Origin of the sequence: Actinorugispora endophytica, from assembly GCF_004363075.1 — a bacterium.
GTDB classification, from domain to species: domain Bacteria; phylum Actinomycetota; class Actinomycetes; order Streptosporangiales; family Streptosporangiaceae; genus Actinorugispora; species Actinorugispora endophytica.
In genome coordinates this window covers 1-14,593 of the sequence record NZ_SNYN01000019.1, presented here as the reverse complement: position 1 = coordinate 14,593, position 14,593 = coordinate 1, and the positions used below count along the sequence as shown (strand labels likewise).

Sequence of the window (14,593 nt, the reverse complement as noted above, 5' to 3'; positions counted from 1 at the left end):
GGGCCGAACGGCCCGCCACCCGGGAAGGGGCCGCCCGAAGGTCAGCCCACCACGATGTTGACCAGCTTGGGCTGGCGCACGACGACCTTGCGGACCTGCCGCTCCCCGATGGAGTTCCGCACCTTCTCCGAGGCCAGCGCCAGGCTCTCCAGCTCCTCGGCGGAGATGTCGGGGGACACCTCCAGCTTGTCCCGGACCTTGCTGGCCACCTGGACCACGCAGGTCACGGTCTCCTGGACCAGCAGGGCGGGATCGGGGACGCGCCAGTTGCCCACGGCGACCGAACCGGTGTGGCCCAGCAGCTCCCAGCCCTCCTCGGCGACGTAAGGCGCGAACAGCGACAGCGTGACGGCGACGGCCTCGGCCGCCTCGCGCACCGCCGGGTCGGCGGCGCCGGGGCCCGTCTCGATCGCCTTGCGGGTGGCGGTGACCAGCTCCATGATCCGCGCGATGGCGACGTTGAACCGCTGGGCCTCCACGGCCTCGGTCACCTTGGCCAGGGTCCGGTGGGTGGCCCGGCGCAGTTCGAGGTCGCCCGAGGCCGGGTCCGTTCCCGGCTCGGAGGCCGCGGCGGCCTGGGACATCACCCGGTAGGCACGGTTGAGGAACTTCAGCGACGCGGCCGGGGAGACGTCGGCCCAGTCGATGTCCTCCTCCGGCGGTCCGGCGAAGACCACGGTGAGGCGGACGGCGTCCACGCCGTACAGGTCGATCTCCTTGCCCAGGTCCACCCCGTTGCCCAGGGACTTGGACATCGCCTTGCCCTGGTTGATGACCTGGCCCTGGTTGAGCAGCCGGGTGAAGGGCTCGGTGAAGGAGACCATGCCCATGTCGTACAGCACCTTGGTGAAGAACCGGCTGTACAGCAGGTGCAGGATCGCGTGTTCGACTCCGCCGACGTACTGGTCGACCGGTCCCCACTTTCCGACCTGCCCGGCGTCGAAGGGGGCGGTGTCCAGGTCCGGCGAGCAGTAGCGCAGGTAGTACCACGACGAGTCGACGAAGGTGTCCATGGTGTCGGTGTCCCGCTTGGCGGGGCCCGCGCACCGGGGGCAGTCCACGTTCACCCAGTCGGCGGCCGCGGCCAGCGGGGAGACGCCCTTGGGCGCCAGGTCCGCGCCACGCAGGTTGTCGGGCAGCCGCACGGGCAGGTCCTCGTCGGGGACGGGGACCTCGCCGCAGCCGGGGCAGTGGATGATCGGGATCGGGGTGCCCCAGAAGCGCTGGCGGGACAGCAGCCAGTCGCGCAGCCGGTAGTTGACGGTGCCCTCGCCGGTGCCGCGCTCGGCCAGGACGTCGACGATCCGGGGGATGGCGTCGGTCTTGGTCAGGCCGTCCAGCGGACCGGAGTTGACCAGGGTCCCCTCGCCCGCGGTGGCGGTGCCGCTCTCGGCGGGGTCGGCCTCGCCGGTCTCCACCACGACCCGCACCGGCAGGTCGAAGGTCCGGGCGAAGTCCAGGTCGCGCTGGTCGTGCGCGGGGACCGCCATGATCGCGCCGTGCCCGTAGTCGGCCAGCACGTAGTCGGCGGCCCACACCGGGATGCGCTCGCCGTTGACCGGGTTGACCGCGTACCGGCCCAGGAAGACGCCGGTCTTCTCACGCTCGGTGGACTGGCGCTCGATGTCGGTGAGCCTGCCCACCTGGACGCGGTACGCCTCGAAGGCCTCGCGCTGCTCGGGCGCGCACAGCTCCTCGGCCAGCGGCGCGTCGGCGGCGACCACGAAGAAGGTCGCCCCGTACAGGGTGTCGGGGCGGGTGGTGAAGACGGTGACCGGCTCGTCGCGGCCCTCGACCGCGAAGTGCACGTCCGCGCCCTGGGAGCGGCCGATCCAGTTGCGCTGCATCAGGAGCACGCGCTCGGGCCACTTGCCCTCCAGCTCCCGCATGTCGTCCAGCAGCCGGTCCGCGTAGTCGGTGATCTTGAAGTACCACTGGTTCAGGGCGCGGCGTTCGACCTCGGCACCGCAGCGTTCGCACTTGCCCTGCACGACCTGCTCGTTGGCCAGCACGGTCTGGTCGTTGGGACACCAGTTGACCCGGCCGTCCTTGCGGTAGGCCAGGCCGCGCTCGAAGAACCGGGTGAACAGCCACTGGTTCCAGCGGTAGTACTCGGGGTCGCTGGTGTGCAGCCGCCGGGACCAGTCCAGGGCGATGCCGTAGCGCTTGAACGACTCGGCCTGGGTCTCGATGTTGGCGTAGGTCCACTCCGCCGGGTGGGAGTCGCGCTTGATGGCCGCGTTCTCGGCGGGCAGGCCGAAGGAGTCCCAGCCGATCGGGTGCAGGACGTTCTCTCCCCGCCCGAAGCGGTAGCGCGCGATGACATCCCCGATGGCGAACGCCTCCGCGTGGCCCATGTGGAGGTCGCCCGACGGATAGGGGAACATGTCCACGATGAAACTGCGTGGGCGCGGGTCGCTCGGGTCCTCACTCGCGGTGAAGGGGTTCTCCTCGGCCCACCGGGCCTGCCACTTGTCCTGGAGAGCGCGGGCGTCGTAGGAGTCGCTCACCGCTTGCTCGCCGCTAACCGCTGTCATCGTTGGAAGGTTCCTCTACCGGGTTCATCCTGGGGCAGACCGGACTTGCGGGTCCGGCGGTGTCGCACGAGGGACGTGCCGCCGGCCGGGTGTCTGAACCTCAAGGTTAGCGCGCCGCCGCCGAAACGCTGACGGCACCGGCGCCTCCCCTTGTACCACGGGTACGAAGTCCCCGGTAGGGCCGCCGGAGTCCGGGTCCGGGTCGACGGAACGGTCGCGCGCCGGGTTTGTCCGGCGCCGGTGGGGCGGGGGTGGCCGGTGACGCGTTTCTCTTTGGTTTTTCGGGAGTGGCGCTCCAGGATGTACCCGTGGGCGGGGCCGCCGCACGGGACGCGCGGGGGCTGGGCGGAGGCGCGCCGATGGGTGCACCCCGCGGTGTCCGACACGTCATCGGGGGCCGCGCCGGTGCGACAATACACAGCGCTGGACCGCCCCTGCTCCCTACCTTGGAGACCGACCGATATGACCTTCTTCGACCGCTCCCGCGGCTCGGTCCGCGCAGCCGCCCTGCTCGCGCTGGCCCTGTCCGCGAGTACGGCGCTGGCCGCGTGCTCGTCCGAGGCCGAGGCCCCCGCGGACACCGCCGCGGAGCAGAGCCCCGCTCCGGTCCTGGGCGAGTACGACGACCGCATCCAGCTGGTCGAGGGGACCCCCTACGCCCTGCTGACCGGGAGCGGCGGCACCGTCTCGCTGGAGATCACCGGCCACGACGACGGCGACACGTCGAACGTGGTCCTGTCGGTGACCCCCGAGGAGGGCCAGGGCGAGGAGATCACGCTGGCGCACGGGGACGTCGTGGAGCTGGACGAGGCGTCGTGGCGCGTCTCCGAAATGGGGTTCAGCGACTCGATGCCCGGTTCGGTGACCCTGACCCGGGAGGAGTGACCCTGGCGGAGCGCCCCCTCCCCCCTGAAGTTACTGTGCGGTAGAACAGTGATGGACAACACGTCGAGGAGGCGGGATGCTCAACCTGTCGGTACTGCTGGAGGACGGCGCGCGGAACCAGCCCGAACGCGAGGCCGTCGTCTTCGGTGACCTGCGCCTGAACTACGCCCTGGTGGACATGATCGCCAACCAGGTCGCGAACCTGCTCGTGTCGCGGGGGGTTGAGCCCGGGGACAAGGTCGCGATCGCCTGCCCCAACCTCCCCTACTTCCCGTTCGTCTACTTCGGGGCGCTCAAGGCCGGCGCGGTCGTGGTCCCGTTGAACGTCCTGCTGACCCCGCGCGAGATCGAGTACCACCTGCGCGACTCCGGCGCCAAGGCGCTGTTCGCCTTCAGCGGCACCCCCGATCTGCCGCTGGGCGAACGCGCCTGGAAGGCCTTCAACGAGGTCCCCGACTGCCGGACCTACATCGACCTGCCCGCCTCCGCCGGGGCCACCGAGTCCGCGATCGAGGGAGCCGAGACCTTCTGGGCTGCGCTGGACGGCCAGCCGGGCGAGTTCGAGACGGTGCGCACCGAGGCCGACGACACCGCGGTGATCATCTACACCAGCGGGACCACCGGTCAGCCCAAGGGCGCGCAGCTCTCGCACAACAACCTGCTGTTCAACGCGGTCTGCTCGGACGCGCTGTTCGGCCGCGCCCCCGACGGCCGCGACGTGTTCCTGACGGTGCTGCCGCTGTTCCACATCTTCGGGCAGACCACGATGATGAACTGCGCCCTGTACCGGCACGCCACGATGGTGCTCCAGGCCCGCTTCGAGGGCGACGAGGCCCTCGCGCTCATGGAGAAGGAGGGCGTGACGATCTTCGCCGGTGTGCCCACCATGTACTGGGGGTTGCTGGGCGCCAAGGGCGAGCACGACCTGGCGAGGATCGCCGGGAACCTGAACACCGCGGTCTCCGGCGGCTCGGCACTGCCCGCCGAGCTCGCCAGGCAGGTCAGGGACAGGTTCGGCATCGGCGTCATGGAGGGGTACGGCCTGTCCGAGACCTCCCCGGTGGTGTCCTTCAACAACCCCAGGCGCAAGGCCAAGCCCGGTTCGATCGGCCTTCCGCTCTGGGGCGTGGAGATGCGGCTCGTCGACGGGGACTTCAACCCCGTCGAGGGCGAGGGGCCCGGCGAGATCGCGGTGCGCGGCCACTGCGTGATGAAGGGATACCACGGGCGGCCCGACGCCACCGAACTGGTGATGCGCGACGGCTGGTTCCGCACCGGCGACATCGCCCGCCGCGACGAGGAGGGCTTCTACTTCATCGTCGACCGCTCCAAGGACATGATCATCCGCGGCGGCTACAACGTCTACCCGCGCGAGATCGAGGAGGTGCTGATGACGCACCCCGAGGTGAGCCTGGCCGCCGTCGTGGGCGTCCCGCACGAGACGCACGGCGAGGAGATCAAGGCGTACGTCATCCCGGCCGAGGGCGCCACCGCCACCGAGGCCGAGATCGTGGCGTGGGCCAAGGAGCGCCTGGCCGCCTACAAGTACCCGCGCGTCGTGGACTTCCGCACCGAGCTTCCGATGACCGCCACCGGCAAGATCCTCAAGCGCGAACTGCGCTGACGGGCCGCCCCGGCCGGCCGCTCCCCCGTCGGTCCCGGCACCGGTGGGGTGCCGGGAGGGGCCCGGCCGCGTTTGCGTCCCGGCTCCCCGGGCAGTGCCGCCTCCACCTGCACCGGATTTCCGAGGGGGCGGCATGGTTCCACGGTCGGCTCCGCACAGCGGGCTCGTGGCGGGGGCGGTGTTCGCCGCGGCCGTGCTCGCCACCGCACTGATCGGCGGCCTGGCCTCGGCCCGCGCCGGTTCGGTCTACGACCGGCTGGCCCTCCCCGCGTGGGCGCCGCCCGGATGGCTCTTCGCCCCCGCCTGGACGGTCCTGTACGTGCTCATCGCCGTGGCGGGCTGGCTGGTGTGGCGCTCCTCCGGATGGAGGGGCGCCGCGGCCCCCCTCGCGCTGTACGCCGTCCAACTGGTGCTGAACGCCCTGTGGCCCCCGCTGTTCTTCTCCGCCGGACGGTACGGCCTGGCGTTCGCCGAGCTCTGCCTGCTGTGGGCCGTGATCGGGGCCCTGGTCGCGCTGTTCCGCCGGCACAGCGCGGTCGCGGCGGCCCTGCTGCTGCCGTATCTGGCCTGGGTGACCTACGCGGGCTCGCTGAACCTGGCGATCTGGCGACTGAACTGACGCGGCCGCCCCGTCAGGAGGACGGGCGCCACTGCTCGCCGCACACCGTGCAGCGGAACTCGATCCGCTTGCCGCAGGTCTTGCAGTGCGGCCCCGGGCTGTGGTCGTCCGGGTGCACGGCGTGCCGGTCCTCGAAGAAGCGCACGTCCAGGCACACGTTGCATCGGATCGGCACATTCGTCGGGCTCCGGGGCCAGGGATCGTCCGGTTCGATGGCGTGGTCGTCGAACTGCGTCCGCACGGCTGCTCCCTCCGCGCCGCAGGATGGGCACGCAAGACACGATCCCCGCCTCCTCCCCCACGGTCAAGCGCTCCGGCACCGTCCCTCTGTCGTCGATCGTGACCTTTCCGGGGTCTCAACCGCCTCCGAGACCCCGGAAAGGTCACGGTCAGGGAGAAGAACGGACATCGGACGCGGGGCACTCGGGAACCTCCGGCGCGGGGGTGGTTCGGCGTCGGGAACCCGTCGGCCGGATCGTCGGGGAGCCTCGTGTGCGGCGCGGTGGCAAGGCGGCGACGGCGGGCGGGGCCCCGGGCTGCGGGAAGGTGTCCGTTTCGCGTGGTTTCCGTTGGTGATCTTGCTGTTTCCCCCTGAAACCAAGGTTTTTCGGGGGAAAACAGCAAGATCACCGGACATTCGAGGGCCGGTCCCGCCCCCATCCGGAATGATCTTGGGCTTTCCGCCCTTCCAGACCCCGAAACGGGCAGAAAGCCCAAGATCGCCAACGAAACCACCGGTGCCCGAATTCACCCCCGCGCCGGGGCTTCCCTAGAACGCGCAGGGCAGCTCCTTGACGCCGTTGACGAAGTTCGACAGCAGCCGCCGCGGCGGCGCCGTGGCGTGGATGGTCGGCACCCGGCGGTGGAGTTCGCGCAGTATCGCGGTGATCTCGCGGCGGGCCAGGTGGGCGCCCAGGCAGAAGTGCGGGCCCGGCCCGCCGAAGCCCACGTGCGGATTGGGCGACCGGGTGACATCGAAGCGGTCGGGGTCGGCGAAGACGGTCTCGTCCCGGTTGGCCGAGGCGTAGTAGAGCAGGACCTTGTCCCCCGCGCGATACCGGTGCCCGTTCATCTCGTGGTCCTCGGTGAGGGTCCGGCGCATCCAGACCACCGGGGAGGCGTGGCGGACGACCTCCTCCACGGCGGTCCCCGCGTGCGCCTCGAAGTCGGACCACCACAGTTCCCGCTGGTCGGGGTGGCGGGTCAGCAGGTCCAGCGCGTGGGTGATGGCGTTGCGCGTGGTCTCGTTGCCGGCCACGGCCAGCAGGATGAAGAAGGAGCCGATCTCCTGGCCGGTGAGCGCCTCGCCGTCGACGTCGGCGTTGACGAGCGCGGAGGTGAGGTCGTCGCGGGGCGCGGAGCGGCGGTCCTCGGCCAGTTCGGCGAGCAGCGCCGCCAGGTTCCCGCCCGCGGTGAGCAGCTGGTGCAGGGCGGTGTCGGCGTCCTCTCCCAGGTAGTCCGGGTCGGCTCCGGCGAGGACGACGTTGGAGCTCTCGAAGACCGTCCGGTGCTGGTCGCGCGGGATGCCCATCATCTCGCAGATGATCGTCAGCGGCAGCCGCGCCGACACCGTCGAGACGAAGTCGCAGGGCCCCGCGTCCAGGAGCCCGTCCACGATGCGCGCCGCCGTGCGGTTGATGTCGTCGTCCAGCTTGCCGAGCATGCGCGGGGTGAAGCCGCGGCTGACGATGCGGCGCATGCGGGCGTGCCGGGGGTCGTCCATGCTGATCATCGAGCCGAAGAACTCGTTGAAGTCCCGGGGCAGGTCCGGGACGGAGATCGCGCTGGGCTCGGAGGCGAAGACCGCCGGCGTGCGGCTGGCCTCGACCACGTCCGCGTGGCGCGTCAGCGCCCAGTACCCGGGGCCCGGCGGGATCGGTCCCCACCCGGCCTCGGCGAAGAAGACGGGGCCGCGGCGGCGCAGCCGGGCGAACGCCTCGTACCTCTCACCGGGCGGCCGCCCCCAGAACCTCAGGTCCGAGAGATCGATGTCGGAAACGTCGACGGGCTGGGGCGCCTGCACCATGGGGGGTCCCTCCGGATCGGTACGGCCCTGCACCCCACCCACTCTTGACACGAAGTCATTTCGTGTCAAGGGCGAGTGGGGTGCGGACCTCCGGTCACTCGGCGAGACCGGCGGCGATACGCAGGGTGGCGAGCAGTTCGAGGGGGTCGTAGACCGCTTTCCCGATGGCCGCGGAGAACGCGGCCAGCATGTGCACGAAGACGAGGGGGTCCCCCTGCGCCACGGTCTCGGCCGCCTCGTGCTCTCCCACGGAGTAGGCCTCCCAGGCGGAGATGACCGCGAACTCCACCTCCGGCTCCACCAGGTTCGCGACCGCGCGGGCCACCGCCTCGCGCGAGTCCGAGGGCTTCCACGCCACCCCCGTCTCCTGCACCCGGCGGGTGAGGAAGGCCGCGAACACCTTCAGTTCGGAGATGACCTCCTCGCCCACCGCGCCGCCGAGCCCTCCGGACAGCTCCCGGACCCGTTCGCGGTCGGTGTTCACGTACGCCTCGATGAGTTCGATGGCAACGCGCTTGATGTGCTGGGCGTCGTCTGTCGCTGGCATGCCCCCATCATGCCCAACCGCGGACGGTGGAAAAGTCCCACCGCCCGCGGCGGACCGCCCCCGAAGGGGGACGGGAGCGCTTCCTAACGCGGGGACGGCTCGAAGTCCGGGCGCAGCGGCATGCGCGCGTCGGTTCCGTCGAGCTTGACGCCGAGGATCTGGTGCAGTTGGACCACGTTCTGCTCGAACCCCAGGACGCAGCCCGCGATGTACAGCCGCCACACCCGCGCGGTGCCCTCACCGACCTCCCGCACCGCGGCGTCCCAGTTCCGGTCCAGGTTGGCGGACCAGTGCCGCAGCGTCAGCGCGTAGTGCTCGCGCAGGTTCTCCTGGTGTCGGATCTCGAAACCGGCGTCGTTCATCCTGGTCTGCAGCCAGCCCGGCCCCTCCAGCTCCCCGTCGGGGAAGACGTACCGGTTGATGACCCCGTTGCGCTTGAACGGCGGCAGATCGTTGCGGGGCCGGGTGATGGCGTGGTTGAGCAGCCGGCCGCCCGGTTTGAGCTTGGCGTGCAGCGACGCGAAGTAGCCGGGGACGTTCTTCGCGCCGATGTGCTCGGTCAGGCCGAGGGAGCTGATCCGGTCGTACTCGCCGTCGGCCACGTCCCGGTAGTCCATGTGGCGCACCTCGGCGAGGTCTCCCAGCCCCTCCTGGGCGATCCGCTTCTGCGCCCATTCGGCCTGCTCCTTGGACAGGGTCACGCCCAGGGCCTTGACGCCGTGCTCCCGGGCGGCGTGCATGACCATGCCGCCCCAGCCGCAGCCCACGTCGAGCAGGCGCATGCCCTCGGCGAGCCCGAGCTTGCGCGAGACCAGCTCGTACTTGTGGAACTGGGCCTGCTCCAGGGTGGCCTCGGGGGTCGGGTAGACCGCGCAGGTGTAGGTCATCGAGTCGCCCAGCACCAGCTCGTAGAAGGCGTTGGAGACGTCGTAGTGGTGGTGGATGGCCTCGGCGTCGCGGTTCTTGGAGTGGCGCGTGCCCAGGTACGACATCCGGGATCCGCGCACCTCCTGCGGCGGCGGCGGGAGCCGGTTGACGAACTTGACCCAGCCGATGCCCTTGGCGATCCGGACCAGCTCACCGGGCGAGACGGTGGTCCCGTCGCTGAGCGCGGTGTCGGCCATGGCCCTGAGCACGGCGTACATGTCGCCCTCGACGTCGAGGTGTCCCGCGACGTACGCCCTCGTCAGGCCGAGCGGGCCGGGGGACTGGGCCAGGTAGTTCAGCGCCGCGGGACCTCGGACGACGAGGCCGAACTCGCTGTCCGGGTCCCCCGCGGTACTGCCGTCGTAGGCGCGGAACCGAATAGGCGCGCCCGCTCCGACCACCCTTTCGAACATCTCCGCCAACCGCATTGCGCTTCCCTTCTCATCCGTTCCCGACGCACTTGGCGTACAGGTCGAGCAGTCGCTCCCCAGGGTCGTAGACGGCCTTGAGCTTCCGGTAGGCGTCGCCGTTGTAGAGGCGCCAGAAGTCGTCCTCGTCGTAGAAGGCGTCGGAGTAGAGCGACTTGTGCCCGCCCAGGCGGGACACCTCGTCCTCGATCAGCCGGTTGTGGTAGTTCCTTCCTCCGCCCGGGCGCACGGGGACCATCCCCCAGAACCCGAAGTTCACGTACAACCGGTCCGGTTCGAGGGGGTAGAGCGGCCAGGTGTGGCCGTCCGCCCTGTCGGCTCCCCCGGTCCCCGCCCCCTCGCGCAGCCGCAGCGGGCACATCCACACCGGGGTCATGCCGACCTCGTCGTGGAAGAAGTCGAGGAACTCCGCGCCCCGCCCGACCTCCACCTCGATGTCCTGGATGAGCGGCTCGGGGGGCGGAGCCCCCCGGTAGTAGGCGAGCAGCCGGCTGAAGTCGGTGCGCCGGTCCAGCGCGACGAGTCTGCGGTACACGTCCGAGCGTTTGAGCGAGCGCGGCCAGAACCGGCGCACGACGGGGTTCTGCACGCCGAACGCGCGCGAGCACCAGAACCAGTCGGTGTCCCAGCGCCACAGGTAGTCGTGCACGGTCAGGTAGTCGCCGGGGCCGGGGGCCGCGTAGCGCCGGATCGACGTGTAGTAGATGTCCGAACCGGTGTAGTCGCTGGTCCACGGCGCGCGGTCGGTGAAGCTCGCCAGTGTCAGGTAGAGCTCGTCGCGGGCGAAGGCGACGCCGTCCACGAAGTCCACGGCCTCGCCGCCGTGCACGCGGTCCGCGCAGATCTCCCCGAGCGCCGCCATCGCCGCCTCCCCGCTGGAGAAGCGCAGGTGGCGCAGGTGCACGTACGGCTTGACCGGCTCCAGCCCGATGCGCAGGCGCAGGCTGTAGCCGAGGGTCCCGTAGGAGTTGGGGAAGCCGCGAAACAGGTCGCCGTGCTCGTTGTCGCGCCGGGCCACCACGACGTCGCCCGCTCCGGTGAGGATCTCCATCTCCTCGACCGACTCGTGCGGCAGCCCGTTGCGGAAGGAGCTCGACTCGATCCCCATGCCCGTGACGGCGCCGCCCAGCGTGATGGTGCGCAGCTGCGGCACCACCAGCGGCATGAGCCCGTGCCGCAGGGTCGCGGCGACCAGGTCCTCGTACGTGGTCATCCCGCCGACCTCGGCGGTCCGGGAGTCGGGGTCGACGCTGATCACCGACCCGAAGGCGCCGACGTCCAGCCCGGGCGCGGACGAGGGCTCCCGGAAGCGGAAGAGGTTGGACGTCGGTTTGGCCAGGCGCACCGGGGCGTTCTCGGGCAGACGCGCGTACGCCTGGCGCAGTTCTCGCACCGCGTTCGCGTGCTCGGCGGGACTGGACGTGGAAGGCTGACGGATCGCGCTCACCCGCTCTGGCACAAGGAGTCTGTCGTTTCCGGGCCTCGCCGAACCGGGAGGACCGGTACTGGCGCGGCCTTGGGCCACACTAGCCCTACGCGCGGGTAACCGCACGGAGATAATCGGCGGTTTCCCGCATTCCGCATATCATCGGCTGTCGTGCGCATCGTCTTAGTCGACTCCGGGATCGGGCTGCTCTCCACCGCCGCGGCGTTGCGGGAGGCCCGTCCCGACGCGGATCTGATCCTGTCCATGGACCCCGACCACATGCCGTGGGGGCCGCGCAGCACGGCCGAGATCACCCGGCGTGTCCTGGCCGGGGCGCGGGCCGCGCTCGCGGAGGGGCCCGACGCCGTCGTCGTGGCCTGCAACACCGCCTCGGTGCACGCGCTGGAGCCGCTCCGCGCGGAGTTGGAGCCGCGGATCCCGGTGGTCGGCACGGTCCCCGCGGTCAAACCGGCCGCGGACCGCGGCGGGCCGTTCGCGATCTGGGCGACCCCGGCCACCACCGGCAGCCCCTACCAGCGCGGCCTCGTCGAACGGTTCGCACGGGGCACGGCGGTGACCCCGGTGGCCTGCCCGGGGCTGGCCGACGCGGTCGAACGCGCCGACTCCTCCTCGGTGCGCGACGCCGTGGCCCGCGCCGCCGAGCGCACCCCCGCCGACACGTCGGCCGTCGTGCTCGGCTGCACCCACTACGACCTGGTGGAGGAGTGGATCTCGGCGGTGCTGGGCGACGGCGTCGCCCTGTTCACCGCCGCGGGCGCGGTCGCCGCCCAGACCCTGCGCCGGCTGGGTGCCGAGGCGCGTCCCGGCGCGCCCCGGACCGGCGCCCTGAGGGTGTACGCCAGCGGCCGGCCCGCGGAGATGCCCGAGGCCGCGCTGCGCTACCCGGCGGGGGCGCTTCTGGCCGCGGAACCCGTGGGATGATCCCGTCGGCCCCGCTGCGCTCACGCGCGGAGGGGGAATCCGAAGTGCTTTCGTAGTCGGGCCTATAGACTCGTCGGCACCGGGGAGGCTCAGGTGCTTCGGGGGAACCGCCGGAATCGATGGGAGCATTGCGGAATGGGATGGCGGGACCGGTTCGGGCTGCGCAAGGCCCAGCGCAAAGGCGGCAGGGTCCGCTATGACCGCGCGGCCGAGGACACCGACGTCAAGGCCTTGATCGAGTTCGCCAAGAACCGGGTCGGCGTGGAGTTCTACGTCGAACCCGAAACCTTCGCCACCGGGACCACCGCGGTGGCCGTGGCCCACGACGGGGAGTGGATCCGCCGCAGGGTGGGCTCGCCGGACGTGCTGCGCAAGGTCGCGCGCCGCCTCGCCGCACCCGCCTACGACGTGAACATCGTCGGCTACCCCAAGCGCATGCGCGAGTGGACCGCCCGCAACAAGCGCGGACGGTCCCTGGAGGGGTAGCCTCGCAACGAACGGGAAGTCGCGCCGTCTGATGAGCACCTCCGACTCCCGGCGGCAGCAGCGTCCGGTCCGGAAGGACGCGGCCCGCCGCCACACCGACCCCAGGAGCCAGATACCGCCGTGGCTTCCCCGCGCCATGGTGTTGGCGGTGTGGACCGTGGCCGCCTTCGGCATCGCCTGGTGGATGTTCGTCCAGCTCCAGGGGCTGCTCCTTCTGCTGCTGATCTCGCTGTTCCTGGCCTTGGCGCTGGAGCCCGCGGTGAACTGGCTGAACCGGCGCCGGTGGCCGCGCGGGCCGGCCACCGGGGCGGTGATGCTGGCGGCCTTCGGGGTGCTGGTGCTGTTCCTGACGGTGCTGGGGTCGATGCTGGTCGGCCAGGTCGTCTCGTTCGTGGAGGAGCTCCCCGCGATGACGCGTGCCGCCCTGCGCTGGGTCAACGGCACGTTCAACACGTCCTTCTCCCCCACCACCCTGCTGAGCGAGCTCTCGGGGGTGAGCGGGTTCGTCGAGCAGTACGCCTCCAGCGTCGCGGGCAACGTGGTGGGCGCCGGGTCGACCGTGCTGGCACTGCTGTTCAACGGCCTGACGGTCGCGCTGTTCACCTTCTACCTGTGCGCGGACGGCCCCCGGTTCCGGCGCGCGATCTGCTCGGTGCTGCCGCCGCGCACCCAGCGCGAGGTGCTGCGGGCCTGGGAGATCGCCATCCACAAGACGGGCGGCTACATCTACTCGCGCGCGCTGCTGGCGCTGATCTGCGCCGCGGCGCACTACGTGGCGCTGACCGTGCTGGACGTGCCGTTCGCGTTCGCCCTCGCCCTGTGGGTGGGGGTGCTGTCGCAGTTCATCCCCACCGTGGGCACCTACATCGGCGGCGCGCTCCCCGTGCTGGTCGCGCTCATCGAGGGGCCGTGGCCGGCGCTGTGGATCCTGGTCTTCATCACCGTCTACCAGCAGTTCGAGAACTACGTGCTGCAGCCGCGCATCACCGCCAAGACCCTGGACATGCACCCCGCCGTGGCCTTCGCCTCGGTGCTGGCGGGGGCGGCGATCCTGGGCGCCCCGGGAGCCCTTCTCGCGCTTCCGGTCGGGGCGAGCCTGCAGACTTTCCTCAGTCTTTACATCAGGCGCTACAAGGTGGAGGAGCACCCGCTCCTGGACGACCTCGACCCCGAGACGGACGAGGAACCGGACGTCCCCACGGCCCCGGCCGCGGTCCCGGAGTCCGGTTCCGACACCGATGGGAAATAACCCCGAATCGGACGGACGGCAACCTAGCTCAGCACAAAGCCATGCTTCTACCAAAACGGACAGACAAGGTACAAGAGGGCAGAGTTTTGGGCGTTGCTGGGGACAGTTTGTAGGAACTGGTTCGGCGAATCGGTTCCCTAAGCGGGGGTACGCATCGCATACTCACACGTGGGAGGGGGATTGTGAGGATGAAACAGGAGTTGACCGCTCTGTGCTGCGACTGCGGAGCGATTCGCCAGGTCAGCGCCTACCGGGGAATCGGGGAGGCGCAGTCCGCGTACGGCCTGGCCAGATGCGTGGTGTGGCGCTTGTGCCGCGCCTGCGGCCACCGGACCTACCACGCGTACATGCGGACCGACGAGGATCGCGACGAGCTCGAGGAAGCCCTGCGCCTGGACGACGCGCTCGCCGCCGAGGCCCTGGACGAGGAGGTCGAGCAGCTGCGGCTGTGCGGCGTCGAGATCGGCCACGCGCCGGTCCCCGCGATCTGGAACGGGCAGCCGGTGGGCATGGTCACTCAGCGCCTGTCCGACCAGGCCTACTCGATCGTGCTGGACCCCAACGCCTCGGTGGTGGCCCGCCTCAAACTCATCGACCTGGTGTGGAACGAGTTGTCCATCGGCGACCACGACGACCGCTGGTACATCCAGCCCGCCGACAACGAGAACCCGGGCTACGCGGTCCGGCTGTTCGGGTTCAGGGCCAAGCGCTGACCTCTCGCCGGTGGTGGTGTGGGGGGGGGGGGCCCCCCGGGGGGGGGCCCCCCCCCCCCCCCCCCCAAACCCCCCCCCCCCCCCCCCCCCCCGGGGGGGGGGGGGGGGGGCCCCCCCCCCCCCCCCCCCCCCCCCCCGCGGGCGCCCCCCCCCCCCCCCCCCCCCCCCCCCCCCCCCCCGCGCC

At 71.0% G+C, this 14,593-nt stretch carries 13 protein-coding genes; 7 read left to right on the top strand and 6 right to left on the bottom strand.

Features of this window, described 5'->3' with window-relative positions:
• Positions 1-41: 41 nt before the first annotated feature.
• Entirely contained in the window at positions 42-2,537 is a 2,496-nt protein-coding gene (leuS, locus tag EV190_RS17965; RefSeq protein ID WP_133742754.1) for a leucine--tRNA ligase, read from the bottom strand.
• 462 nt (positions 2,538-2,999) lie between these two features.
• On the opposite strand from leuS, the gene EV190_RS17960 reads away from it, so the two are divergent.
• The 3 genes from EV190_RS17960 (at position 3,000) to EV190_RS17950 (ending at position 5,665) form a co-directional block, all read left to right on the top strand.
• Positions 3,000-3,422, top strand: a complete 423-nt coding sequence (locus EV190_RS17960) for a DUF6406 domain-containing protein (protein ID WP_133742753.1) — start codon at positions 3,000-3,002, stop codon at positions 3,420-3,422.
• 76 nt (positions 3,423-3,498) lie between these two features.
• The gene (locus EV190_RS17955; protein ID WP_133742752.1) at positions 3,499-5,046 is read left to right on the top strand and encodes a long-chain-fatty-acid--CoA ligase; all 1,548 of its coding nucleotides are present in this window, start codon (positions 3,499-3,501) and stop codon (positions 5,044-5,046) included.
• A gap of 133 nt (positions 5,047-5,179) precedes the next feature.
• Positions 5,180-5,665: a TspO/MBR family protein gene (locus tag EV190_RS17950; RefSeq protein WP_133742751.1), complete on the top strand. Its 486-nt coding sequence runs from the start codon at positions 5,180-5,182 to the stop codon at positions 5,663-5,665.
• Positions 5,666-5,678: 13 nt separating this feature from the next.
• On the opposite strand, the gene EV190_RS17945 is transcribed toward EV190_RS17950, so the two are convergent.
• The 5 genes from EV190_RS17945 to EV190_RS17925 all read right to left on the bottom strand — a co-directional run bounded on the left by EV190_RS17945 (position 5,679) and on the right by EV190_RS17925 (position 11,040).
• Positions 5,679-5,906, bottom strand: a complete 228-nt coding sequence (locus EV190_RS17945; protein WP_133742750.1) for a hypothetical protein — start codon at positions 5,904-5,906, stop codon at positions 5,679-5,681.
• Positions 5,907-6,434: 528 nt separating this feature from the next.
• Positions 6,435-7,691, bottom strand: coding sequence for a cytochrome P450 (locus tag EV190_RS17940; RefSeq protein ID WP_133742749.1), 1,257 nt, complete (start codon positions 7,689-7,691; stop codon positions 6,435-6,437).
• Between the two features lie 94 nt (positions 7,692-7,785).
• The gene (locus EV190_RS17935) at positions 7,786-8,238 is read right to left on the bottom strand and encodes a hypothetical protein (RefSeq protein ID WP_133742748.1); all 453 of its coding nucleotides are present in this window, start codon (positions 8,236-8,238) and stop codon (positions 7,786-7,788) included.
• 83 nt (positions 8,239-8,321) lie between these two features.
• Positions 8,322-9,593, bottom strand: a complete 1,272-nt coding sequence (locus tag EV190_RS17930; RefSeq protein WP_133742747.1) for an SAM-dependent methyltransferase — start codon at positions 9,591-9,593, stop codon at positions 8,322-8,324.
• Between the two features lie 13 nt (positions 9,594-9,606).
• Positions 9,607-11,040, bottom strand: a complete 1,434-nt coding sequence (locus EV190_RS17925) for an FAD-binding oxidoreductase (protein WP_133742746.1) — start codon at positions 11,038-11,040, stop codon at positions 9,607-9,609.
• A 150-nt stretch (positions 11,041-11,190) separates the two neighbouring features.
• Here EV190_RS17925 and EV190_RS17920 point away from each other — a divergent pair, with 150 nt between their 5' ends.
• The 4 genes from EV190_RS17920 (at position 11,191) to EV190_RS17905 (ending at position 14,409) form a co-directional block, all read left to right on the top strand.
• A complete protein-coding gene (locus tag EV190_RS17920) occupies positions 11,191-11,961 on the top strand; it encodes a glutamate racemase (protein WP_133742745.1) in 771 nt (256 codons plus the stop codon).
• A 135-nt stretch (positions 11,962-12,096) separates the two neighbouring features.
• A complete protein-coding gene (locus EV190_RS17915; RefSeq protein WP_133742744.1) occupies positions 12,097-12,447 on the top strand; it encodes a hypothetical protein in 351 nt (116 codons plus the stop codon).
• Between the two features lie 136 nt (positions 12,448-12,583).
• Complete coding sequence (locus EV190_RS17910) at positions 12,584-13,696, top strand: AI-2E family transporter (RefSeq protein WP_208113228.1); 1,113 nt, start codon at positions 12,584-12,586, stop codon at positions 13,694-13,696.
• Positions 13,697-13,884: 188 nt separating this feature from the next.
• Positions 13,885-14,409, top strand: a complete 525-nt coding sequence (locus EV190_RS17905) for a DUF6315 family protein (protein ID WP_133742742.1) — start codon at positions 13,885-13,887, stop codon at positions 14,407-14,409.
• Positions 14,410-14,593: the final 184 nt, after the last annotated feature.